The following is a 23211-nucleotide window of genomic DNA, read 5'->3' as shown; positions in this document are numbered from 1 at the left end:
GCAGACAGCATTGTTAAAACCAAACTCAACGTTTGCCCAGCACGGGCCTGCGGCCCGTTGCCGAGCTGGAGCTCGGCGTTCCCAGGGTTCGCCTGCGAGCAGGCCTGGCTCAGTTGGTTTTGGCCTTCGCCCGAATCTCCTCGGCCCGGGAAACCCTGTCCCGCTCGGCAATATGGGAGAACAGCAGCGAGGCGGTGCCCAGCAGTCCGCCCATGGATTCGCCGTATCGGCTGCGGTTGAAATAGAGGAACTGGCCGTGGCGGACGGCGAAGAGTTGACGCCATTGGGCGGATTCGCGGAAAGATGCGGTCTGCTGCCGGGTGTTGAGCAGGGGTTCGTAGGTGTCGATGATAAAGTCCGCATCGAAATCCCCCACCCGCTCCAGGCTGTAGGGAACGTGGAAGCGGGCCTTTTTGTACGCCTTGGGGTGGCCCAGGCCCAGGTCGCGGATGGCTTCGTCTATACCGCCGCGGCCGATCAGTTGAAAATTGTCTTCGTAGATTTCCAGGGTGGTTACAGTGATGGAATCAGGGTTTGGCACCAGGCGGCGGAATTCTTCCAGCATCCAGCGGTACTGTTTGAGCTGGTCCTGGTAGCTGCCCCGGCGGCCGACCAGGTCGGCCAGTTGCCCGGCGTATTTCTTGATGCCCTCTTCCTGTACCGGGAGTATCACCACCGGCGCTATGGCCGAGAGTATCGGCTTCAGTTCCCGATGGTAGGAAAGGCCGAGAATCAGGTCCGGCTTGAGTGCGGCTATAGCCTCCAGGTCCGGCGACTTGTGGCCGCCCACGTACTGAATACCGGAGACGTCGAAGCGGTGCTCGACACCGCGGAACAACGGCTCGGACATCAGCTTTTTGCGGCCGGTGGAGCCGCAGGGTTTGACGCCCAGTTCCATCAGCTGCACGGTGAGACTGAAGTCGTGCAGCGAGACCACGCAGCGGGGGTTTTTCGGCACTTTCACTTCGCCGAAACGATTTTTGAACACACGGGTCTCCGCCGCCTGGGCAACGACGCCAAAGGCCATTACCAGCAGCAGCAACAGGGTTTTACTCCAGGACATTGCTTTCTCCTACTTCTTATCCAGTTCTTCTTATTCAGTTCGCAAATTCCCGGCGGCGGGCTATCAGAAAAATAAAATAGGGGGCGCCCACTATCGCGACCACCAGCCCCGCGGGCAATTGCAGCGGCGCAAATACCCAGCGCCCCAGGGTATCCCCGATCAGCACCAGCAGCGCGCCGCTGAGCGCAGCCAGCGGCAGCAGTATGCCGTGGCGGTCCCCGCAGCACTGCCGAGCCAAGTGCGGCCCGATCAGGCCCACGAACACCATGGTACCCGCGGTGGCCACAGCGCTGGAGGTGAGCATCACGCTGGCCAACAGCAGAACAGCCAAAGTGCGGCGCTGGGAGAGGCCGCGGCTGGAGGCCACCGCCGGCCCCAGTTGCAACAGGTTGAGCTGGCGGAAGGCGAACATCGCCGGCACCCCTGCCAGCAGGAACCAAAGCGCCAGCACCTGTACCTCGGTCCAGGTGACCTTGTGCAGGCTCCCCCCGAGCCACATCAACGCCGACTCCACCCGGTCGATATCCCCGTAGGTGAGCAGCAACTCGGAAACGGCCTGCAACATGGCGGTCGTACCTATTCCCACCAGGATGAGACGCAACGGCGAGAAATCCCCCCGCAGGGCCAGCATCAGGATGAACACCGCCACCACGAGGCCACCGGCCAGTGCGGTCAGCGGCAGTAGATAGACGGGCACCAGCCCGGGAAACAGCACCAGGGACATCAGCATGGTGACACTGCCGCCGGCCTCCACGCCGATCAGGCCGGGGGCCGCCAGGGCGTTGCGGGTGAGCGACTGCAGTATCACGCCGGCCAGGGAAAGGCAGGCCCCCACCAGCATGGCGGCGAGGATACGCGGCATGCGCAGCTGCCAGAGCACCTGGTGTGCCATCGCACCTTCACCGGAACCGGACGGCTGCCACAGGCCTGCCCAGACCTGCTGCCATCCCAGGGGAAAACTGCCCAAGGTCGCAGCGGCCAACACAGCGGCGAAGAGCCCCAAGGTCGTCAACAAAATCCAGCCCAGGTCCAGGGGACGGAAGCGCAGGGAAAATTCCCCGAGGCGCAGCGCCGCCGGGGCCGCCCACTTCATTTCACCCTCCGAATCACCAGGGCGATAAATAGGGGCCCGCCGATCATCGCGGTGACTATGCCGGTGTTGATCTCGTAGGGCCGCACCACAACCCGGGCCAGCAGGTCGGCCAGTACCACCAGCAGGGCCCCCACAATTACCGAGTAACCGAGTATCCATCGGTAGTCGGCATTCACCACCAGGCGCACCGCGTGGGGCACCACCAGCCCCACGAAGCCGATGGGGCCGGCCACGGCCACCACACTGCCGGACAGCAGTACCACCGCCGCCAGCCCCACCACTTTCAGCCGCAGGATATTGACCCCCAGCCCGGCGGCAGCCCGCGCTCCCAGGCGGTGGGCGTCCAGCGAGCGCACCTGGGACAGAGCCAGCAGCAGGCCGATCACCAGGTAGGGGGTTACCTGCAGGAGTTTGCTTACGTCAGCGGCGCCGATGGCGCCGGTGAGCCAGTGGCGCAGCTTGTCGAGTCCCTGCTGGTCCAGCAGCAGGACGGTGGCGGTCATCGCCGAGAAGAGCGCGGCCACCGCGGCCCCGGCGAGGGTGAGCCGCACCGGGTTGTGGGCGCGGCCGCCCAGCAGCGCCACTATCACCGCGGCGGAGACCGCGCCCAAGAAGGCGTACCAGGGGAGATAGGCGAAATCGGTTCCGGGCACCATCAGCAGGCCCGCCACCACAAAAAAGGCGGCGCCGCCGTTGATGCCGAGTATGCCGGGGTCCGCCAGGGGGTTGTCGGTGATCGCCTGGATCAGCACACCGGCCACCGCCAGCACCGCCCCCACCACCACGGCCACCAGCAGCCGCGCCAGGCGGCTGTCGCGCACCACGGCGTGGTCGAGGTCGGTTGGGTCGTATTGGAACAGGGCTTGCCAGGTGGTGGCCCAGTCCAGGGCCTTGGCCCCGAGCCCCAGGTGCAGGAAGGCGGTAAACAGCAGCACTAGGCCGAGCAGGCCCAGGCCGGCGAACGACAGCCCGGGCCGGCGCGCCGGCGACAGCCCGGCCGCGTCGCTCACAGGCTGGCCTCCCGCGACACCAGTTCCAGTTCGGCGGACTCCGTGCGCGGGACGCAGAGGGGGTTGCCGGAGTGCGGGTCGCGGATGATATGCGCCCTGAAGCCGAACACGGCTTCCAGGTTGTCGGCGGTGAAAACCGCGGCCGGTTCGCCCTCGGCGTGGATGCCGCCGCCCCGGAGCATGATCAGGTGGTCGGCGTAGCAGGCGGCCTGGTTCAGGTCGTGCAGCACCGCCACCACCGTTTTGCCGCGGGCGGCGAGATCAGCCGCCAGTTGCAGCAGCTCCACCTGGTGGGCGATATCCAGGTAGGTGGTGGGTTCGTCCAGCAGCAGCACCGGGGTGTCCTGGGCCAGGGTCATGGCGATCCAGCAGCGCTGGCGCTGACCGCCGGAGAGTTCCGTCAGGGGCCGTTGCAGCAGGTGTTCGATATCGGTCAGGGCCACGGCGGCATCCACCGCCCGCTGGTCTTCGTCCGACCACTGCCGCCACCAGTTCTGCCAGGGGTAGCGCCCCTGCATCACCAGTTCCCCGGCGGTGAGGCCCACGGGAGTGCCGGTAATCTGCGGCAGCAGGCCGATGCGGCGGGCGATATCCCGGCGGGAGAGGCCGGTGAGTGGGTCAGTGCCGAGGGAGACGTTGCCGCTGTCGGGCTTCACCAGTTGCGCCAGCACGTTGAGCAGGGTTGTCTTGCCACTGCCGTTGGCGCCGACCAGCGCGGAGAAACGGCCGGCGGGTATCGACAGGTCGATGCCGTCGAGTACGCGCTGGGTTCCGAAGCGGACACTGATGCCTCTGGCGTTTAGCAACTGGCTGGCTCCCCTGATAAAACTGCCGCGCCACCCGAAGGTGGCGCAGCTTTTTCCAGCGACAGGTTATACCACAGGGGTGGGACTGAGTGGGACTGAATCGAGATTCCGGATGGATATGGAACGGATGACCCACCCTGTAGGAGCGGCCCATGGCCGCCCCGCCGCTCCTACAAAGTATTTCCTCCGTTCAGTGCCATCCCGCAAATCAACTTTTACAGCTCATAGCGCACGCTGGCATATACCGTCCTCGGCTCGCCGACATTGATGCGGAAAGCGTTGAGGTTCGCCGGGTAGTATTCCTTGTCGGTGACGTTCTTGATCCCCGCCTGCAGCTTGACCTTCGAGTCACTCGAAACCGGCAGGTAGTACCACGCGGCCAGGTCGAAAACCGTGTAGGAGGGCAGCTTCCAGGTGTTGGCGTCGTCCCCCTGGCGGCTGCCGGTATAGACCGCGCCGGCACCCAGGCCGAGGCCGCGCAGGCGGCCGTCGACAAATTCATAGGTGCTCCACAGCCGCGCGGAATCCTCCGGGACGCCGTAGGGGGTGTTGCCCTCGTTGCCCCGGCTCTCTTCGCCGTCGTCGACGATTTCGGCATCCACGCGGGCGTAGCTGAAGATCAGGTTCATACCGTCGACGACCTGCACCGAGCCCTCCAGTTCCAGACCGCGGCTGTCCTCCTCACCATTCAGGCGCAACTGCAGGTTCTCCGCCTTGGCCACGTTGCGCCGGTTGAGGTCGTACCAGGCCAGTGACAGGCGCACGCGGTCGTCGAACAACTGGCTCTTGACGCCCAGCTCCACCTGCCTGGCCTTTTCCGGATCGAGGTTATCCGGAGAGGTCACGCCGGCGGTGATGTCGGTGTAGTTGGGCTGGAAGGATTCGCTGTAGGCGCCGTAGGTGGATACGCCCGGTATCACTTCGTAGAGGACACCGAGCTGGCCGCTGAGATTGTGGTTGTGGTCGGATTCCTCGCGTTTTTCCGGCGCCGCATTTTCCACGAAAGCGACGGCGCTCAGCGCGGTGTAGTAGGCGGTCTGCTCGGCCTCGCGCTCGAAGTAGTCGTAGCGCAGGCCGGCGAGCAGGTTGAGGCGCTCGGTGAGCTGCGCCAGGTTTTGTACCGACAGGCCCGCCTCGTGAGTCACTTCGTCGTTGCGGCTGATTTCCGTCTGGGTTTTCGGCGCCGCCAGCGCGGGCTGCTCATCCGCATAGATATCGATGATGTCCACGGCGTAGGTGTAAATGCCGGGGATGCCGGCTCCGGTCAGCGCGAGGCCGTCGGTGTGGTCGACACCGCGGCGATAGTAGTTGGCGCCCACGTAGAGATTGTTGTCCACACCGCCGAGTTCAAAGGTGCCGCTGAGACTGTTGGAGACAAAGAAATCCTTTTCGGTAACGTCCAGGTTGGCGTCGTGGGTGCGCGCCAGCCGGCCGTTGCTTTTCTGCACCGCGCGGGTGGTCAGCCCGGGGTTCAGTCCCGCCGCCGGGCGGGCCTGGTAGTCGTCGAATTTTTTCTCGAAGGCACCGATCTTGAAGCGGTTGGTCCAGCCGTTATTGAAGTAGTGGTCGTAATCCATCTGCACCAACAGGTCACGGCTGTCGCGGATATCGAATTCGCTGCCCAGGCGCCGCTCCCGCGGGATATCGGCGATTTCCAGCTCGCCGTTTTCGCTTTCCACCGCGACAGTGCCGCGGTCGATGGGCACTTCCTGGTCGTTCAGGCTGATCCGGAAGGTGACTTCGTCCCGCTCCGTGGGCATCCAGGTGAGCGACGGGGAAATGCTCAGCCGCTCAATACCGGTCGCTTCGGTGCCGTCGGTGGTATCGACTTCGCGAAAGGTCTCCGAGTCCTCAACCGCGACCACGGTTCTGTAGAGAAGCCTGTCGGAGCCGAGCCGGCCGCTGCTGTCCAGCGTCAGTTCCCGGCCGCCGTGCTCGTCCATATCGAGCTGCAGGGAAGTGGCGTCCTGGGCCCGGGGTTTTTTGGTGACCACATTGATAATACCGCCGGGGCTGACCTGGCCGTGGAGAATGGAGGCGGGACCCTTGACCACTTCCACCTGCGCGATGTTGGAGACGTCGATCTGGTAGCGGGCGCTGACCGGGTTGCCGTCCACGAACAGGTGGTTGTTGGCGATGCCGCGAATCAGGAACTCGTCCTCCGCGCCGCCGAAGCCGTGGGCGCGGGTTACACCGGCGACGTTGCGCAGCACGTCGCTCAGGGTCCTGGCGTTCTGGTCCAGGATCACCTGTTCCGGGATCACCTGCACCGAGCGCGGCAGTTCGTCGGTGTCCGCATCGAAACCGGTGGCGGCTTCGGATTTGTCGAACACGTAGTTGCTCATATCGGTGCCGTACACCGCCACCGTCTCTATTCTTTCGGAGGATTCCTCGGCTTCCGCAGCGAGAGCCGGCAACTGGGCCGCCATGGCGATACCGGCGCAAAGCATCCGGGTTCCACCCCCAATCAGCCGCCAGTTCCTGTTCGTATGACCCATAGCACCTGGCTCCTTATTCTGTTCTTTTTCTGAGGTGCGAAATTCTACCATTTGATCCGCTTAATGATAATACTTATCATTAAGAAATGACTCCTTCCCCCCTGACTCTCTTTTGTTTCCCCTGCGCCGGCGCATCCTCCGCCATGTACCGTCCCTGGCGAACATTGCTCGGTGGGGGAATCGAACTGATTCCGCTGGAATATCCCGGCCGCGGCACCCGGTTTGGCGATCCCTTCGCGACGACGGTGGATGGGCTGGCGGCGGAGATGGCCCGGCGGGTGCGCGCTCAGGGCGCTTCGCACTATGCGCTTTTTGGGCACAGCCTCGGCGCCGTTATCGCGTTTGAAACCGCGTGCCAGCTCCGGGAGCTGGGCCATCCGCCGGCTCGGGCGCTGATTGTTTCCGCGCGCCGCTCGCCGGAACTCCCCGTCCCTCCCCGCCGCCTGCACGACGCGCCGGACAGAGACGTGATTGAATTTCTCCGCGAACTCGGGGGCACTCCCGAGGCCGCGCTGCAAATGCCGGAAATGCTGGAACTGCTGCTGCCGGTGCTGCGCGCCGATCTCCGTCTCTACGAAAACTACCGCTTCCGGCCGGGGCTGCCGCTGGACTGCCCGATCCACGCGCTGGCGGGCCGGGAGGACAGCGGCACTTCGGTGGAAAATATGCGGGCCTGGAGCACCCACACCCGCAGCACCTTCAGCCTGGAATTTTTCGCAGGGGGACACTTCTATATTCAGGAGCACCAGTCCGCAGTACTGGAATACCTCAACAGGCTACTCACCGATGGATCGGAGGTTTCGGCGGCGGAAACCGGGGAGACCGTCGGCTCGCCGTGCACTTGAAAATAGCGCACGCCGCAATGGGGCTCTAGCGGAGCGGCAACGCTCAGGTGAAAGTCGCCCCCCTGGCGGCTCCAGCAGTGCCAGCGGCTTCCATTCACTGTGGCGGACGCGGATTCGTCCGACAATATCTCGCAACAGAAACTGGCCGGGGGAGTGGAAAACCCGGTCCCCAGCGCCTTGAGGATGGCCTCCTTCACCGTCCACAGGCGAAAAAAGGCGGTGTAAAAGCAGCCCTTCCCCGCCAGCCACTCCCGCTCCTGCGGGTGAAAAACCTCCGCGGCCAGGGCTTCGCCGTCATTCAGCTCCCGCTGCCGCTCGATATCCACACCCACCGGAAAATCCGCTAGAGCCACCGCCAGGCAGGGCCCGCTGTGACTGAGGTTGAACTGGTACCTGTGGGCGGGCTCCAGGCTGGGTTTTCCGTGCGCCGAGTGGGCAAAGCGCCAGTCCCCTGGAGCGGTGGTGGAATCGTAATGGCTGATCAGCAGCCGCTTGAAAGTGTGCGCCTGCACAAAGGTGCGCCGATCCACCTCCCGCAGGAACCGCTCGCTGCGCTCGCGCTCCTCGCGGCTCAGGCAGGGTGGAAGGTCGGGGAATTCGCGGGTAAACCAGACATCGAGCACAAATGAAAACCTTTACAATTCGTTTCCCAACGTAGGGTGCGCCGCGGGCACCGGGGAGCGCTTGGGATCACACAGCTCCGAACCGGTGCGCACGGCGCACCCTACGACTGCGAGCTGGCCTACAAATACCGCTGCCAGAACTGCGCCGTGCCCAACGCCTCATCCAGCGCGTAGGGCTTGAAGCCGGACCTCCGGTATGCGGTCTGCGCGGGCAGGTTTTTCTCCAACACCTCCAGGGTCAGCTTGCAGCAGCCGCGGTTCTTCGCCTCGCGGGCGACAAAATCCAGCATCGCGGTGCACACTCCCGCTCCCCGCGCCGCGGCACTTACCACCACATCGTGAATATTCACCAGTGGCCGGCAGGTAAAGGTGGAAAATCCCATAAAGCAGTTCACCAGGCCCAGCGCCCGGTCATCGTCGCCATCACCGTCATAGGCGAGCACACTGAAAGCGCCGGGGAATTCCGCCAACCGCTCCAGCAGATGCTCGCGGCAAAACTCGGACAGGGGCTCACCGCCGCCAAAAGGGTCCCGGGCGTATTCGTCCATCAGTGCCAGGATATCCTCCCCCTGTCGGGAGTCGCGATAGTCCGCCATCACCACCTGCACCCGCGCCGCCACTTCACTCATTGTTGTTCTCCCGCTCTCCACATCCCGCCATTGCATCGCTTCTCCCCGGAAAAAACCGCCGGTAACTGCTCACCCGCGCCCGCTGTGCCAACAACCAGCGCACCCGCTTCCGAAACCGGGACAGCGGACCCGCCCGGTAAAGGCGGCGGCGGTGTCGGTGAAAACGGCTCTGTCTCCTTGCCATCGATCAACCCTCCCTTGTTTGTTCGTGGCAGATTAACAAAACCGGGACGGATTCGCTTGGCCGGGGACCACAAAATGGCTATCCTGCCGCACTAGTGAATAGCCAGTCATTGTTGGGGAACCGCGTTGCGCCCGCTCAAGCACCTGATCGAGAACAATTTGCAGTGGTCGCTCGCCACCCGGCAGGAAAAACCGGATTTCTTCCTCAAACTGTCGAAACAGCAATCGCCGGAATACCTGTGGATCGGCTGCGCCGACAGCCGCGTGCCCGCCAATGAGATCGTCGGTCTTCTGCCCGGCGAACTCTTCGTGCACCGCAACGTGGCCAACGTGGTGGTGCACACGGACCTCAACTGCCTCTCGGTTGTGCAATACGCGGTTGAGATTCTCAAGGTCAAGCACATTATCGTCTGCGGCCACTACGGCTGCGGCGGCGTGCAGGCGGCGCTGGATAACCAGCAACTGGGGCTGATCGACAACTGGCTTCGCCATATCCAGGACGTACGGGACAAGCACCACACCCTGATCGATCTCTTCCAGCAGAAGGAACGGATGGACCTGCTGTGCGAACTCAACGTGCTGGAGCAAGTGATCCACGTGTGCCAGACCACCATCGTGCGCGACGCCTGGAAGGCCAAACAGCCGCTCTCGGTCAACGGCTGGGTCTACGGCCTCACGGACGGCCTGGTGCACGACCTGGGCATCTCCATCACCCACCCCGGTGAAATCGCCGAGATCTACCACAGCGCACTGACCAATATCGCCCAGCGCGACAGCGAATAGAGCCGCATCGAGAGCCAGGAGAATGCCGCCAGGCACAGGCGCAACACCTATTGCGACGTCCTCCGGAGGATTTTTTCGCTTATTTTTCCTAATATGTCCGGCCGATTTATTGGTAATCTGGCTCTGCCAGATTTTTTTATCGCGGGCCTTAGGTTCACAAACTACTCATCGGCTCTCCAGGACGGGGGGCGCCTCGCAGAACTCCTAAAGCTCGCTTGTGTGAAGGTTGCGCCGGGGGGATACATGTCTGATTACCGCGTTTGGGAATGCCAGATTTGTGGCTGGATCTACGACGAATCCAAGGGCTGGCCGGAGGACGGCATAGCGCCCGGCACCCGCTGGGAGGATATTCCCGACGACTGGTGCTGCCCGGAATGCGGCGTCGCCAAGGCGGAATTCGAGATGCAGCCGGTAGCCTCCGAACCCCGCCGGGAAGAACCTGAAATCAACGCTCCCGTCCTGCAAACCGGAACCGCCGAAGCGCCCGCGACTGCCGCCGCCGGCTATCGCATCTGGGAGTGTATGGTGTGCGGCTGGGTGTACGACGAATCCAGGGGCTGGCCGGAAGACGGCATAGCACCCGGCACCCGCTGGGAGGACATTCCCGATGACTGGTGTTGCCCCCAGTGCGGCGTCAGCAAGGAAGAATTCGATATGGTGCTGGTGAACGAGGCCGAGCCGCAGCCGGCGGCCAGCCCCGAAAGCGCCCCCGGAGAGGGAGACCCCGTGGTGATCATCGGCACCGGCCTCGCCGGCTACCACTTGGCAAAGGAATTCCGCAAACTGGACAGCCACACACCGCTGGTGATGATCACCGGCGACGACGGCACTTCCTACTCCAAGCCCCTGCTCTCCGCTTCCCTGGCCCACGGCAAGACCCCGCAGCAACTGGCCACCGCCTCCGCCGAGGAAATGGCGCGGGAATTGAACGCGGAAATCCTTGTGCACACCCGTGTCACCGGCATCGACGCGGAACCCAGAGTCCTCACCCTGGTACCCGAAGGCGGCGGCCACAACGCGGAACTGCGCTACGGCAAACTGGTGCTGGCCACCGGCGCCGGCTGCCGGCCCCTGCCCCCCATCGACGGCGACGGCCGCGCGCGCCTGTTCCGCATCAACAGCCTGTCGGACTACCACCGTTTCCGCACCGCCCTGGTGGGGCGCCGGCGGGTGCTGTTGCTGGGCGCCGGGCTGATCGGCTGCGAGTTCGCCAACGACCTGACCCAGGCCGGCTACGAGGTGGAGATGGTGGACCCGCTGGACTGGCCCCTGGCCACGCTGCTGCCGGAGGCCGCCGGGCGCGACCTGCAGCGCACCCTGGAGGCAGCCGGTGTCCGTTTCCACGGCAACACCCGAGTCACCGATCTTTCCCGCGACGGCGGGGGGCTTCGCGCACGGCTGGACAACGGCGAAACCCTACACGCCGACCTGGCCCTCGCCGCCCTGGGCCTGCAGGCCAACACCGGCCTGGCCGAGGCCGCCGGCCTGGCGGTGGACCGCGGCATCCTGGTGGACCGCCACCTGCAGACCAGCAACCCCGATATCTACGCCCTCGGAGACTGCGCCGAGGTGGACGGCCACCTGCTCTACTTCGTGGCTCCCCTGGTCAGCTGCGCCCGCGCCCTGGCCGCCACCCTCACCGGGAATCGGAGCAAAGTGCACTACGGCACCATTCCCGTGGCCGTGAAAACCACCCTGCGCCCCACCGTGGTGTGCCCCCCGCGCCGGGGCGCCGAGGGCGATTGGCAGATCGACGCCGGCGAGGGCGGCGTGCGCGCAGAGTTCCGCGACGCCGGCAACCGCCTGCTGGGCTTCGTCCTGACCGGCAGCGCCATCGCCGCCCGGGACGCGCTGACCGCCGAGTGTGCGCCGCTGATGGATTAGTGGGCTTTGACTCGTCATACCGGCGCAGGCCGGTATCCAGGCCAGTGGTATCGGGGTCCGGTACCGGCTCAAGCCCGGCATGACGTTCCTGCGTCGGAGCGACGAAAGCGTGTTGCGCGAGCGTAGCTTCTGTCCGCCCGCGCCCCAAAAAATGCAATACGCGCAAACGAGCCGCTTTTCCCGTAGAATGGCCGTCACGACCAACTTTGCACAAGAATTGACCAGAAGTATGACGGCAGACAGCACTCAAGCCCTCTCCCCGGCCCTCTCCCGGAGCCGCGCCCTGCGCGACACCCTGGGCCAGTTCGCCACCGGCGTGACCGTGGTCACCACGCGTGATGCCGGCGGCCAGCCGGTGGGCATGACCGTCAACAGCTTCAATTCCGTCTCCCTGGACCCGCCGCTGGTGCTCTGGAGCATCGACAAACAGGCCCTGAGCTACAACGCCTTTACCGCCAACGAGCATTTTGCCGTGCACGTACTCAAGGCGGACCAGCAGCATATCTCCAACCTCTTCGCCGGCCGCGGCACCGACAAATTCGGCCAGGTCCACTGGCATTCCGGCCCGGCGCAACTGCCACTGCTGGACGACTGCGCCGCCCACTTCCACTGTCGCCGGATGCAGTGCATTGACGGCGGCGACCACACCATCCTGCTCGGGGAAGTGCTGGAATTCACCGCCAGCGGCGGTGAACCGCTGGTTTTCCACCGGGGCCGCTACCGCGCCCTGGCTGGGGACTGACTCCTGAATTGCCAGTCAGGCCCATTTCAGTGCCAAATCATCCAAAAAGGGTCACAAATAACGGTTGCTCTGTAACCGCAGCGTCATACTTAATGGGCACGCTCGCGCTGTTGTTGACTAGGCCACGAGGTGAGGATTAATGGAAACCCCAGGCACCCTCTTCTGCTTCGCCCACCGCGGCTACCGCCAGCGGGCCACTGAAAATACCCTGCAGGCCATAGAGCACGCACTGGAATTCGATATTGACGGTATCGAGATCGATATCTGGAATGTCGGCGGCCAGATACTGGTCAAACACGACCGTCGCCTCGGCCGCCTGATCGCCGGCAGCGAGCTGCTCACGGAAATGTGCCCCAATGCCCTGCGCGAAAAACTGCTGCCCTGCGGCGGCCGTATTCCCACGCTGCGCGAAGTGCTGGAGCTGGTCTCCAACAACATACAGCTCAATATCGAAATCAAAGGCCCCAACTGCGCCGCACTGGTGGCGCGGGAACTGGAATCCTACGTGCGCGACAACGGCGCCTGTTTCGAACAGTACCTGATCTCCTCCTTCGACCACCGCCAGGTCTACGAGAGCCTGCAACTACTGCCGGAAGTCCGCCGCGGCGCCCTCCTCGCCGGCATCCCCCTGGACCTAGCCGCCTGCGCCGAATCCCTCAAAGCCTACTCCATGCACCTGAGCCTGGAATTCGTAGACGCGGACCTGATCGCCGACGGCAAGCGGCGCGGGCTGAAAAACTACGTGTACACAGTCAACAACGAAGAAGACCTGCACCTGGTCGCCGCCATGGGCGCCGACGGCGTTTTTACCGACGAGCCGCGGCTGATTATGGATTACAACGCGGGGGTTACTGCGGAGATGTTGATGCAGCAGCAGGAGCAGGCGAGTGATAGGGATTTGCCGCAGGCGCAGTGACGGGAAATTCACCTGCGAGCGGACTCACTGTAAAAGCCCGCTCGCAAGTGACAGATGGATTAAAACTCGGCGCTGGCTCTCAGGTACCAGAAGCCACCGTTAAATCCGAAAGGCGAAGTCAGGGACTGGCGCACCCCCAGGAACTGCAGGGTGGGATCAGCCTCGTCATCCGGCTGTACATCGAAGATATTTTCCCCACCCAGGGCAAGCTTGTAGTTGTCCTTGATAGTGAAAGTTGCTTCCAGGTCAACCAGCACCTCGCTACCGTAGCTGGAAGCATCGGAGGCATCTCCGGGCCCAAAGAGGCCGAAGGTGGACTCCCAGCTGCTGTAACGGTTCAGGCGCAGATAACCATTAAACAAGCCGCCGGTATCATAGGAAAAGGTGAGTGTAGTGCGGTCGCTCGGCACCTGATTTTCCAGGTCGAATACCCGCGATTCGTTGATGGTATTGGCGGCGACGCTGGTCACTTCCTGTTTGTTGTGATTGTGGCGCAAGTCCACGGTCAGCAGGTTGCCGGCCAGTTCGAAGTCGCTGGTAACCGCCAGGTCGATACCGGAAACTTCCGAATCATAGGCATTCACGAAATAGTTCGCGTTGCTTCCTTCCAGCAGGGCGGCATCTTCGATCCCAGCATTGGCCAACAGGTCCACTTCCGCAGCACCGATGGTATTGTTGCGCAATGCCAGGCGATCCTCGATATCGATATTGTAGTAATCGATGGTCACGTTGGTGTTGTCGAACGGGGAAATCACCAAGCCGAGGGTAAAGCTCTGCGACTCCTCCGGTGTCAGCGAAACCGCACCCAGGGCTTCCGCCACCGGGTGGTTGACCGGGTAAGTACCATTGGGAATCAAGTTTCCGCTGGAATCGGAAGTGGTGGTGACGTTGAGGGTATTCACCTGTCCCGGTGTGGGCGCGCGGAAGCCGGTGTTGGCGGTGGCGCGTACGGCAAAGTTCTCGGTGAAATCGAAACGGCCTGAGAGCTTCCAATCGAAGGTGGAACCGAACTCCTCGAAGTCCTCGTGGCGCAAGGCGGCCCCCAGGGTCAGTCGGTCGGTAATATCCGTCTCCAGGTCCACATAGCTGGCCCAGCTGTCGCTTTCGAAGCTGCCCGCAGCTTCCAGCGGGAAGCCCTGGAAACCATCGGAGCCCACACCAAATTGTGCCGCGGTGGGGCCGGATACTCTGGAAGCCTCGTCACCGGCGCCAATCTTATAGGTTTCGTTGCGCCACTCCACGCCGAATGCCAGGTTCAACGGGGAGGCGAAGGCGGCTATGTCGATGGGTTTGACGAAATCCGCGTTAACGCTGGTTTCTTCCTGGGTCAGGGTGCCCGGGTTAAAACTGGTGGGAGACAGTGCGCCCAGGCTCGGGTTGATGGAATCCTTGAGCACATAGGACACCTCGCTCGCCGCAGTGCGCGCGCGCAGGTCCCAGCTGATGCCATTGGCCCATTCGCCGCGGGCACCGACCACCGCGGAGAGGTCCTTGATATTGGCTCCGAACTGCGGGTTGTAGCCGCCGGGGAACTGACTGTAGATGGGGTTGCGCAGCACGTAGCCGCTGGGGCTGGAGGAGTCCGCCACCAGGTAATTGGAAGGGTCCAGGCCCTGGGCGATAATATTGGCGACCAGCGACGGCGGCGCCGGATCGGGCATAAAGTTTTCATCGGCATCCACTTGCAGGGTGCCGCGGGCGGTGAATTGGTGTTCCGGGTCCAGTACCGGGCCGCGATAGAAGAAGTCGGAAATAGTCTCGTTATCCGAGTAGCCGAAGTTGCCGTACAGCTCGGTGCTGTCGCCAATCTCGTAGCCGGTATTCACGAACAACTTGAGCGTTTCCACCTCCGGATCGCCCCAGCGCTGGCCCAGGCCGTCCAGCGGCACTTGGTCGGCGCCGACCACGCTGCCGACGAATTCCGCATCGGGGCGCGCCTCGCCGCGCCAGGTCTTGTCTGCGGTGGAGTGCTCGACGGTGGTGTTGACGAAGCCCCGGTCGCCCAGACCGAAACCGGCATTGGCGGCCACACTGGTGCGGGTGCCGTCGCCCTCGAAGTACTCGCCCCGCTGCGCGGAAACGCTGAACCCCTCGGCGGCGTCCTTGAGAATCACGTTGACCACCCCGGCGATGGCGTCGGAACCGTACTGGGCCGAGGCGCCGTCGCGCAGTACTTCCACCCGCTTGATGGCGGCGGAGGGGATCGCGGAGAAGTCCACGGCCTGGGCACCCTGGTTGGTGGTGCCCAGCGGCGCCAGCTGCAGGTTGACCAGCGCGGAGCGGTGGCGGCGGGTGCCGTTGACCAGCACCAGGGTCTGGTCCGGGGACAGGTTGCGCAGGGTCACCGGGCGAATGAACGATGTGCCGTCGGCGATGGGAAAGCGCTGGGTATTGAACGAGGGTGCAATTTTGGCCAGGGACTCGGTTAGGTCGAAGCTGGCCTGCTGGGAAAGGTTTTCACCCCCCACCACATCGATCGGCGAAAGCGTCTCGAGGGGGGAGACACCCTCCTTCCGGGTACCGGTTACCACCACTTCCTCCACGGTATCGTTGGACGGCGTTTCCGCGGTCTGCGCCGAACCGATGGTGGGAAGTGCAAGTGCCGCAGCGATGGCCAGGGACAAAGGTTTAAAGGAATAGCTGTGCATAGTATGCCCGTCCTCTCTCATTATCATTATGAAGTCGAACATCGCGCCTTGTCTTACCCCAAGACAAATAGCACGATGTCGTTTAATAGATTTTCTTGTTTGTCACGCGAAGGCGTTGGGGGGAGAATATTGCAATCGGGTGGGGGCTTCAATTGATTGTTGTGGTTGGGTAAAAACGCCAATAATGTCACAGTGATTCTGATAGACCGCGGGGTCCCGGGAGATTTCGAGGGGTCGAAAGTATCCACCATGTAGGAGCGGCCGTTGGCCGCGATCGATCTGTGATTTGAACCACCGTTGATCGCGGCCAACGGCGGATGGCCGCCCCGCCGCTCCTACATGGGATGGGCGGCTGCGGCCCTGGAGTCAGTCGCGGAAATCAGCTCTTAGCCGCTTCCTTTTGCTCCTCACCCCCCTCCGCTGTCTGCTGCGGCTCGCCCTCTTCCTCTGACTTCCGTACCAGCTGCGGCCGGCGCAGGTCGGCGATGCGCTCGTAGTTGTAGCGGCTCAATTCGAAGAGCTGCTCCCGGTCGCTGCGGCGCACGAAATATTTGTCGTCCGCGTGCAGGAACTGGTAGCTGAACTCGCCGCCATTCGCGGTGACCTGGATTTGCAGCGGCTCGGCTTCCGGCGCCTCTTCCGCGGGCTTCTGTATCCGCAGGCCGGACAGGGCGTTCGCCAGTTCGCGGGCCTTGTCCGCGTCCAGCTCACCCTCCGCCTCCGCGAACTGCCACTCGCCGTCGACTTTGCGCAGCTGGTAGTCGGGCCCGCTGATCGACTCCAGCTCACCGGCCGCCAGCAGTTTTTTGTCCAGCCACTCCTCGCCCTTGGCAGGGATTTCGTAGCTGTTCAACTCCACCGCGTAGATGGCGTCGTCGCCGGCGCGGCGCAGGTGCACCCGGCGGAAGCCCGGCGAGGTGCCGATAAAAAACTCCGTCGCCACTTCGCCGTCACTGTACAGACGGAGCCGCTTCTGGAATTTTTCCTCGCCCACCTCGAAGCGCTCGCGGGCGGAGCTGGTAGTAGCCACCGGCCAGCCGCTGCGCATCTCTGCGAGTTTGTCCAGCAGGCCATCAATTTTCGCAGCGTCCACCGGTAAGCTGTGCAGTTCCGGCAGCCGCCATTCGCCACCATTTTTCTGCAGGGTGACGGAATTGTCGTCGGCGCTGATTTCCAGTCTCTGCAGTTGCTCCCGCTGCAGGGCCAGCAGTGGTTCGCTCTGTTGCTGCAGTTCCTGCTGGCGGTGTTCCCGCCAGAAGAGCCCGGCGGCCAGCACCAGCTGCAGGGCGAGAAATCCACTCAGGTAGAATTGCAGTTTTTTCATGGGTTTTTTCCTTCTAATTTGTAACTACTCACTCATAGGGAACCTGCATTGGCTTAAGCGAGCCACCCTGTAGGAGCGGCGGGGCGGCCATCCGACATGCCCGCGATCGGGCTCTGTTCGCGGGCATGGCCCGCTCCTACAGGGGTGAGCGGTTACCTGTTGATTTCGCCGCGTCGCCCCCTATCCCGCGAGCAGTTGACGGTAGCGGCTCTGCCGCGCGCGCTTGCGCAGCTGCTGCACAATCGCCACCAGCGCCAGGGCGAGGGCGGCACAGATATAGTTCAAGTATTCCCAGAACAACTGGGTACCGTGTTCCATGGGTGGCAGGGTGCGGTTGAAGTGGCTGCGGGAACGAATGCTCAGCAGCCCCGCATCCTCCAGCGCCCAGTCCACACTGTTGGCCAGCAGCTGCAGGGTGTTCAGGTATTCACTGCCCGCCGCGGAGCCACTCATGCGCACCACCTGGTCGCGCAGGAAATCGTTGGACGAGAAGAGAATAATGCGCGCGGATTCCGGCGAACGGCCGATCAGCGACGGCAGGGTCTCCAGCTCGCCGGCTTTCTCCTCCGCGTTCTCCTCCTCAGTCTCTTCCTGTGCCGCCAATGGCGAAGTCTTGCCGGCGAAGTAGGAATCGAACCGGCCGGCGCTGATCACACCGAGCAGTTGCGCGCCCTGCTCCCCTTGCGGTTTGAAACCGCTGACCGCGCCGTTTTCCAGCCGCGGCATCACATCGGTGGAAGTGGACAGCCAGCTGCCCGCGGAGCTTTTCAGCAGTTCGGTGACCTGGCGTCCGCCCTGCTTCTCCCTGTCCACGCGGATGGGCGATGCCCAGCTCAGGGTGGCCTGGGGCAGGCCGGCGGTGATGGGGCTGCCGCCGTTCAGTCCCTCTCCGCGCACGTCGACGAAATAGGGGTAGTCGAGCATGCGCAGCTCCTGCATCTGGAAGCCGCCGATATTGCGGCTGACCGGCACGGGAAAGGCGCTGTTCTGCGGGTCCAGTACCAGTTTCTTGTCGATGTCGAGGCCGTTGTGGGCGAGCCATTTTTCCAGGCCGCTGGTCACCGGGGACAGGCTCAGGCTGCGGTTGCTGAGGCTGGCGCTATAGGGCGAGGTGGCGGCGACCACGGTGCCGCCCTGCATCAGGAACTGGTCCACCGCGAACAGCTGCTTCTCATCCAGGTTTTTCGGCGCGAGCAGCAGCAGGATATCCGCGGCGCCGGATACCCGGCCGTCGCTCAGGTCCTCGCGCTCGATATTCAGCTCGGCGCCGAGCAGGTTTTCCAACTGGCTGAAGCTGGGCCCGCCCATGCCGAACTGCCCGTGCATGGCATCGCCGGGTGGGGTCACCAGGGCCACTGTCTTGGTAAACCCGCTGGCAAAGCGCTTGATGCCCGCCTCCAGGTTGCGCTCCAGTGTCTCCTTCTTCAGGTCGTCCAGCGGAATCTGTACCACCTGATCACCGCGTCCCAGGGTCAGGTAGAAATAGAAGGTATCGGCGCTGAACAGGCCCGCGGCCATCGGCTGGAAGCCGTAGTCGTCGGCGATCTGTTTGGCCACCGCGCCGCCTTCCGCATCCGGGTCGATAAAGCGCACCTGCAGCCGCCCGCGGGCGTCTGTCTGCAGCTTTTCTGTCACTTCGTGCACCGCGCTCTTGAACTCCACCAACTGCTGCGGCAGATTTTCGTCCGCGGACACATAGGCGTTGAACACCAGTTCGCCCTTTACCGTATCGAACAGGTTGCCGCCGGCCTGGTAGCCGTGCAGCACCTTGCGGATGGCGCGGGTGACGTCCAGTTCCGGGTTGCGCAGTTGCACGTCGATATCCGCCTCGCTGGCCGCCTTCACTTCGATCAGGTCGCGGAAGCCCAGCACCTGGAATTCGTCGCCGTACTGCACCAGCACATCGAAGTAGGAGCTGACGATGGAGGCCTGGTAGCGGTCCGCCACCTGCAGGGGCACCGGCGCTATGCCGTATTTCTGGTTGGCCTCCTTTTCCAGTTCCGGTTCCCGCGCCGGGTCCACGAACTCCACCCGTACCTTGCCGCCGCCGGCCACCTGGTATTCCCGCAGCAGGTCGCGCATCTGCGGCACCAGCGGCGAGAGCAGCGGGTGGGTCTTGGCGCTGAAGTAGCCGCGGATCAGCAGCGGCTCCTGCAGCTGGTCCAGGTACTGGCGGGTGGCCGGGGAGATGGAATAGAGGTTGCCGCGGGTGGCGTCCACGCGCAGGCCGTGCACCTGACCCAGCCACAGGTTGGCCCCCAGGGCGTTGGCCACCAGCAGCGCGGTGACCGCGCGCCAGCGGTTGCGATTACCGGCGTCACCGCCCGCGGACCAGCGCTCGCGCTCCAGCACCAGGGTGTTGAGGGCGAGAAATACCGCGACCATGCTCAGGTAGTAATAGAGGTCGCGCAGGTCGATCACCCCGCGGGTGATGGCGTCGAAGCGCGAGCCGGTGCCCAGCAGTCGCAGCCATTCGGCGGCGGTGTTGCCGAAGAATCCGGTGACCAGCGGCGAGCCCAGCAAATAGAAGAAGCCGCACAGGGCCGAGGCCAGGATCAGGCTCACTATCTGGTTGTTGGCCCGCGCGGATACGAACAGGCCGATGCTGAGATAGGCGGCACCCAGCAGGAAGGTGGCGAGATAGCCGGCCCACACCGGCCCCCAGTCCAGTTCGCCCATCAGCGAAACCGTGACCGGCAGCGGCAGGGTAATGAGCAGCGCAATGGCCAGCAGCGCCAGGCAGGCGGCAAACTTGCCCAGCACGAAATGCCACAGCCCCGCGGGCTGGGTGAGCACATGCTCCAGGGTGCCGCTGCGCCGTTCCTCGCTCCACAGGCGCATGGTCAACGCCGCGCACAGAAAAATCAGCAGCAGCGGCATCCACTCGAACAGCGGGCGAACGTCGGCGATATTGCGTGAGAAGAACGCCTCCCCCCAGAAAAAAACGAACAGGCCGATGGCCGCAAAGCTGGCCAAAAACAGATAGGCGATGGGCGAAGCGAAAAACAGAGTGATTTCCTTGGCGGCGATTCGGCGCACCAGGGAACCGTGAGACAGATTGTTATGCGGCATGGCTCAGCTCCTCCTTCCCGTTGACCGCGGCCTTCTCGTTCACCTCCCGGAACAGGGTCTCCAGGTCCCGCTGCTCCGGCTGCAGCCGGTAGAGTTCTCCGCCGCCCTGCACTACCGCGCTGGCGACGGCGGCACCCACCGCGCGCGGATTGGCATCCGCCTCCAGGGCGATGCAGTAGTGGCCCTTGCCCCCGTCCTCCACCGAAGCGACGCCATCGATCTCCGCGATGCCGGGCGCGGCACTGGCCTCCAGCAATAGCCGGTTGCCGCGGCGCAGCGCGTCCAGGCGCTCGTCCACCGCCAGCCGACCGGCGCTGACGATCAGCACCCGATCGCAGAGCGCGTCCACCTCCTGCAGGATATGGGTGGAGAGGATCACCGTGGCCTCCCGGGAGATTTCGCGGATCAGCTCGCGCATCTGCTGGGTCTGGCTCGGGTCCAGGCCGTTGGTGGGCTCGTCGAGAATCAGCAGCCTGGGCTGGCCGAGAACCGCCTGGGCCACGCCCACCCGCTGCTTGAAGCCGCGGGACAAGGTGTTGATGGGGGAATCCAGTTTGGCCGCCAGTTGGGTGGCGGCTATGGCGCGTCGGATCTCCGCGCGTTTTTCGTCGCCGCTGAGGCCCTTGAGGTCGGCGGCGTAATCCAGGTAGTCCGCCACGCTCAGTTCCCCGTAGAGGGGCAGGTTTTCCGGCAGGTAACCCAATTGGCGCTGGATGCGTTTGGTATGGACGGCCAGATCCAGGCCGTCCATGCGCACGCCGCCGGCGTCCGGTTCCAGGTAGCCGCTGAGCATTTTCATGATGGTGGTTTTGCCGGCGCCGTTGTGTCCCAACAGACCGACGATCTCGCCCTTGCCAATGGCGAAGCTGACGTTGTCCACGGCCTTGAAGGCGCCGTAGCAACGGCTGAGGTTGCTGACTTCCAGCACGATGTCCTCCTTTTTTTCTACGGTTTATTCTTCTCCGGGTAACTGCGGAATGGCGGGCTCAGCGCGGCGGAGGACGGGCCGCGAGGCGCTTGTCAGTCGAGGAAACCATTGCTCTTATTCCGGTAAAAACAAAGCTCAAACGAGTGATGGGCGGTTAGATAGGGGCAGTTGGGAAAAGTTCAAGTGGTGGGTAACAGCTGCTGTAGAGTGCGCCGCGCGCGCGGAAATAGCGCCCGGGCCGGTGCGCACGGCGCACCCTACGCGGCACCGGGGCGCCGACGAGGTGGGAACTGCGGAGCTGGAGTTCCGCGGGTTAAAAGACTGTTTTCGGAAGTGAATCAGGCTTCTGTAGGAGCGGCCCATGGCCGAGATCAGAGTCTGGTGTCAACTGGGAAGCGGACCCCGGCCATGGGCCGCTTCTACAGTTTGCTGGAAGGAATTACTCGTAGCGGTCCCGGCCCGGCGTATCCTCGCCGTTTCCCTTTACCGGCAAAGTTTATCTTGCTCAGGTCCCAGGTGCGGCGGCCCGGCAGGTAGAAACCACACTTTTCGATAGCGATATCGCTGATGGTTTTTTTCCGCCGAGTACCCTTGAGTTTGGCGTGTTCCTTGATTATGGCATCTTCGGCGGCGTATTCGTTGTCGGCGAACTTGAGGAAGATCAGCCCCCAGCACCGGGGTGGCGTATTCACTGGATTTGAGATCGCTGTTGGCGCGCAGGTTGTCGGCCGCGGCCCAGGGGTCGTTTTCCAATTATTTCAGTTGTTCTGCGTTCATTAGTTACTGCTTTCAAATTTGGGGGTCAGCACACTGACCGGAACGGCGAACAGCCGCTCGCCAAAGGGCAGTATGTTTTCCCCATCGTAAAACACCACACCTGCGGCAAACTGTTTGCCGCAGGCATCTTTCAGTTTATTCAGGCCTTTGAAATCACTTTGGGTGACGGTGGCGGCGGCCTTGATTTCTATGCCGGCCAGTTGCCGGCTCTGTTCGATGACGATATCCACCTCCACTTTGTCCTTGTTGCGGAAGTGATAGAAAGCCAGGTTTTCTTCGTGCCAATCCGCGTATTTGCGCAGTTCCTGATAGACGAAGGTCTCCAGCACCTGGCCGAGCAGCGCCTTGTCTCCCCAAAGGGCCTGGCTGTTGACGCCCAGCAGGGCACAGGCGAGACCGGTGTCCGCGAGATGCATTTTCGGGGTTTTGATCAGGCGGCTGAGCCGGTTGTTGTGCCAGGGCTGGAGTTGCTCGATCAGGAACAGCTGTTCCAGCAGCGCCAGGTATTCGCGGATGGTGGGTCGGCTGATGGCAAAAGGGGCGGCGAGATCTGAGGCGATGAACAAGCGCGCCGTTTGGCCAGCGGCGAGGGTGATCAGCTTGGGCAGGATGTCCAGGTTGTGGATGCGGGCTATTTCCTGCACGTCCCGCTGTATCAGGGTGCTGATGTAGTCCCGGTACCAGGCCCTTTGCCGCCTGGCTGTGTCGCGGGCAATGGCTGCGGGATAGCCGCCGCGGCAGAGGATTTCCGCCAGGGAATCGCCCAGGCGCGGATAGTTGCTTCGCTTTGCGGTGGCTGCCAAGTCGGCATTGAACAGCTGTTCGAGGAAAGTCGGCTTTTCGCCGGCAATTTCGCACTGTGCCAGTGGGCGCAGGCGGATGATCTCCATACGGCCGGCGAGGGAGTCGGCCAGTTTGGGCAGCAACAGCACATTGGTGGAGCCGGTGAGGATAAAGCGCCCGGGGGTGCGGTTGCTATCGACACTGGCTTTGATGCTGGTGAACAGTTCGGGGGCGCGCTGGATTTCATCCAGAATGGCCTTGTCCGGCAGGCTCTGGACGAAGCCCACCGGATCGGCCTTGGCTGCCTGCAATTGGTTGTCGTCGTCGAAGGTGATGTAGCGGTAACCCCACCGCTCGCCCAGGCCGCGGGCCAGGGTGGTTTTGCCGCTTTGCCGGGGTCCGTGGATGAGCACGACAGGGGTATCTCTCAGGGCTTCCTGCAGTGCCGTTTCGGCGTACCTGTCGTAGATGGGGTTATCCATGGCTGGTTCTGGCGCGGGTTTTCGCTACTTATGGGCGACCAAGTGTAAACAAGGGTTCGTCCAGATGAAAGGAAATGCTCGTCCAAATGAAAGAATGGTTTCGGCCAAGTGTAAATTTGACT

The 23211-nt window shown here is 63.3% G+C and carries 18 protein-coding genes; 5 read left to right on the top strand and 13 right to left on the bottom strand.

The window, feature by feature from the left end; translation table 11 throughout:
* Positions 1 to 109 precede the first annotated feature (109 nt).
* The 5 genes from PP263_RS00345 to PP263_RS00325 all read right to left on the bottom strand — a co-directional run bounded on the left by PP263_RS00345 (position 110) and on the right by PP263_RS00325 (position 6470).
* A complete protein-coding gene (locus PP263_RS00345) occupies positions 110 to 1063 on the bottom strand; it encodes an ABC transporter substrate-binding protein (protein ID WP_308366401.1) in 954 nt (317 codons plus the stop codon).
* A 34-nt stretch (positions 1064 to 1097) separates the two neighbouring features.
* A complete protein-coding gene (locus tag PP263_RS00340; protein ID WP_308366400.1) occupies positions 1098 to 2156 on the bottom strand; it encodes an iron ABC transporter permease in 1059 nt (352 codons plus the stop codon).
* Positions 2153 to 3166 carry an iron ABC transporter permease gene (locus PP263_RS00335; RefSeq protein ID WP_308366399.1) on the bottom strand — a complete coding sequence of 338 codons (1014 nt, stop codon included), beginning with the start codon at positions 3164 to 3166 and terminating at the stop codon, positions 2153 to 2155. The genes PP263_RS00340 and PP263_RS00335 overlap by 4 nt, the downstream gene beginning before the upstream one ends.
* The gene (locus PP263_RS00330) at positions 3163 to 3972 is read right to left on the bottom strand and encodes an ABC transporter ATP-binding protein (RefSeq protein ID WP_308366398.1); all 810 of its coding nucleotides are present in this window, start codon (positions 3970 to 3972) and stop codon (positions 3163 to 3165) included. Before PP263_RS00330 ends, PP263_RS00335 begins: the two co-directional genes overlap by 4 nt.
* Positions 3973 to 4187: 215 nt before the next feature.
* A complete protein-coding gene (locus PP263_RS00325; RefSeq protein WP_308366397.1) occupies positions 4188 to 6470 on the bottom strand; it encodes a TonB-dependent siderophore receptor in 2283 nt (760 codons plus the stop codon).
* An 86-nt stretch (positions 6471 to 6556) separates the two neighbouring features.
* On the opposite strand from PP263_RS00325, the gene PP263_RS00320 reads away from it, so the two are divergent.
* Entirely contained in the window at positions 6557 to 7315 is a 759-nt protein-coding gene (locus PP263_RS00320) for an alpha/beta fold hydrolase (protein ID WP_308366396.1), read from the top strand.
* On the opposite strand, the gene PP263_RS00315 is transcribed toward PP263_RS00320, so the two are convergent.
* Positions 7207 to 7938: a 4'-phosphopantetheinyl transferase superfamily protein gene (locus tag PP263_RS00315; RefSeq protein ID WP_308366395.1), complete on the bottom strand. Its 732-nt coding sequence runs from the start codon at positions 7936 to 7938 to the stop codon at positions 7207 to 7209. The genes PP263_RS00320 and PP263_RS00315 overlap by 109 nt on opposite strands.
* Before the next feature lie 119 nt (positions 7939 to 8057).
* Positions 8058 to 8567: a GNAT family N-acetyltransferase gene (locus PP263_RS00310; protein ID WP_308366394.1), complete on the bottom strand. Its 510-nt coding sequence runs from the start codon at positions 8565 to 8567 to the stop codon at positions 8058 to 8060.
* A gap of 309 nt (positions 8568 to 8876) precedes the next feature.
* On the opposite strand from PP263_RS00310, the gene can reads away from it, so the two are divergent.
* From can to PP263_RS00280, 4 genes are all read left to right on the top strand, one after another.
* Positions 8877 to 9533 carry a carbonate dehydratase gene (gene can, locus PP263_RS00305; RefSeq protein ID WP_308366393.1) on the top strand — a complete coding sequence of 219 codons (657 nt, stop codon included), beginning with the start codon at positions 8877 to 8879 and terminating at the stop codon, positions 9531 to 9533.
* Between the two features lie 243 nt (positions 9534 to 9776).
* Positions 9777 to 11417, top strand: coding sequence for an FAD-dependent oxidoreductase (locus tag PP263_RS00290; protein ID WP_374693684.1), 1641 nt, complete (start codon positions 9777 to 9779; stop codon positions 11415 to 11417).
* A 229-nt stretch (positions 11418 to 11646) separates the two neighbouring features.
* Positions 11647 to 12159, top strand: a complete 513-nt coding sequence (locus PP263_RS00285) for a flavin reductase family protein (protein WP_308366392.1) — start codon at positions 11647 to 11649, stop codon at positions 12157 to 12159.
* Between the two features lie 139 nt (positions 12160 to 12298).
* Positions 12299 to 13075, top strand: a complete 777-nt coding sequence (locus tag PP263_RS00280) for a glycerophosphodiester phosphodiesterase (RefSeq protein ID WP_308366391.1) — start codon at positions 12299 to 12301, stop codon at positions 13073 to 13075.
* Positions 13076 to 13134: 59 nt separating this feature from the next.
* Here PP263_RS00280 and PP263_RS00275 read toward each other — a convergent pair whose 3' ends face one another.
* From PP263_RS00275 to PP263_RS00250, 6 genes are all read right to left on the bottom strand, one after another.
* Entirely contained in the window at positions 13135 to 15723 is a 2589-nt protein-coding gene (locus PP263_RS00275) for a TonB-dependent receptor domain-containing protein (RefSeq protein ID WP_308366390.1), read from the bottom strand.
* Between the two features lie 379 nt (positions 15724 to 16102).
* The gene (locus tag PP263_RS00270) at positions 16103 to 17047 is read right to left on the bottom strand and encodes a DUF4340 domain-containing protein (protein ID WP_308366389.1); all 945 of its coding nucleotides are present in this window, start codon (positions 17045 to 17047) and stop codon (positions 16103 to 16105) included.
* 180 nt (positions 17048 to 17227) lie between these two features.
* Positions 17228 to 20119, bottom strand: a complete 2892-nt coding sequence (locus tag PP263_RS00265; RefSeq protein WP_308366388.1) for a Gldg family protein — start codon at positions 20117 to 20119, stop codon at positions 17228 to 17230.
* Positions 20109 to 21047, bottom strand: coding sequence for an ABC transporter ATP-binding protein (locus PP263_RS00260; RefSeq protein ID WP_308366387.1), 939 nt, complete (start codon positions 21045 to 21047; stop codon positions 20109 to 20111). Before PP263_RS00260 ends, PP263_RS00265 begins: the two co-directional genes overlap by 11 nt.
* A 419-nt stretch (positions 21048 to 21466) precedes the next feature.
* Positions 21467 to 21739: a hypothetical protein gene (locus PP263_RS00255; protein ID WP_308366386.1), complete on the bottom strand. Its 273-nt coding sequence runs from the start codon at positions 21737 to 21739 to the stop codon at positions 21467 to 21469.
* Between the two features lie 84 nt (positions 21740 to 21823).
* Complete coding sequence (locus PP263_RS00250) at positions 21824 to 23089, bottom strand: ATP-binding protein (protein WP_308366385.1); 1266 nt, start codon at positions 23087 to 23089, stop codon at positions 21824 to 21826.
* Between the last annotated feature and the right edge of the window lie 122 nt (positions 23090 to 23211).

Origin of the sequence: Microbulbifer sp. TB1203, from assembly GCF_030997045.1 — a bacterium.
Lineage (GTDB): Bacteria > Pseudomonadota > Gammaproteobacteria > Pseudomonadales > Cellvibrionaceae > Microbulbifer.
The sequence above is the reverse complement of the archived record's forward strand: the minus strand, read 5'-3'. Positions and strand labels throughout refer to the sequence as shown.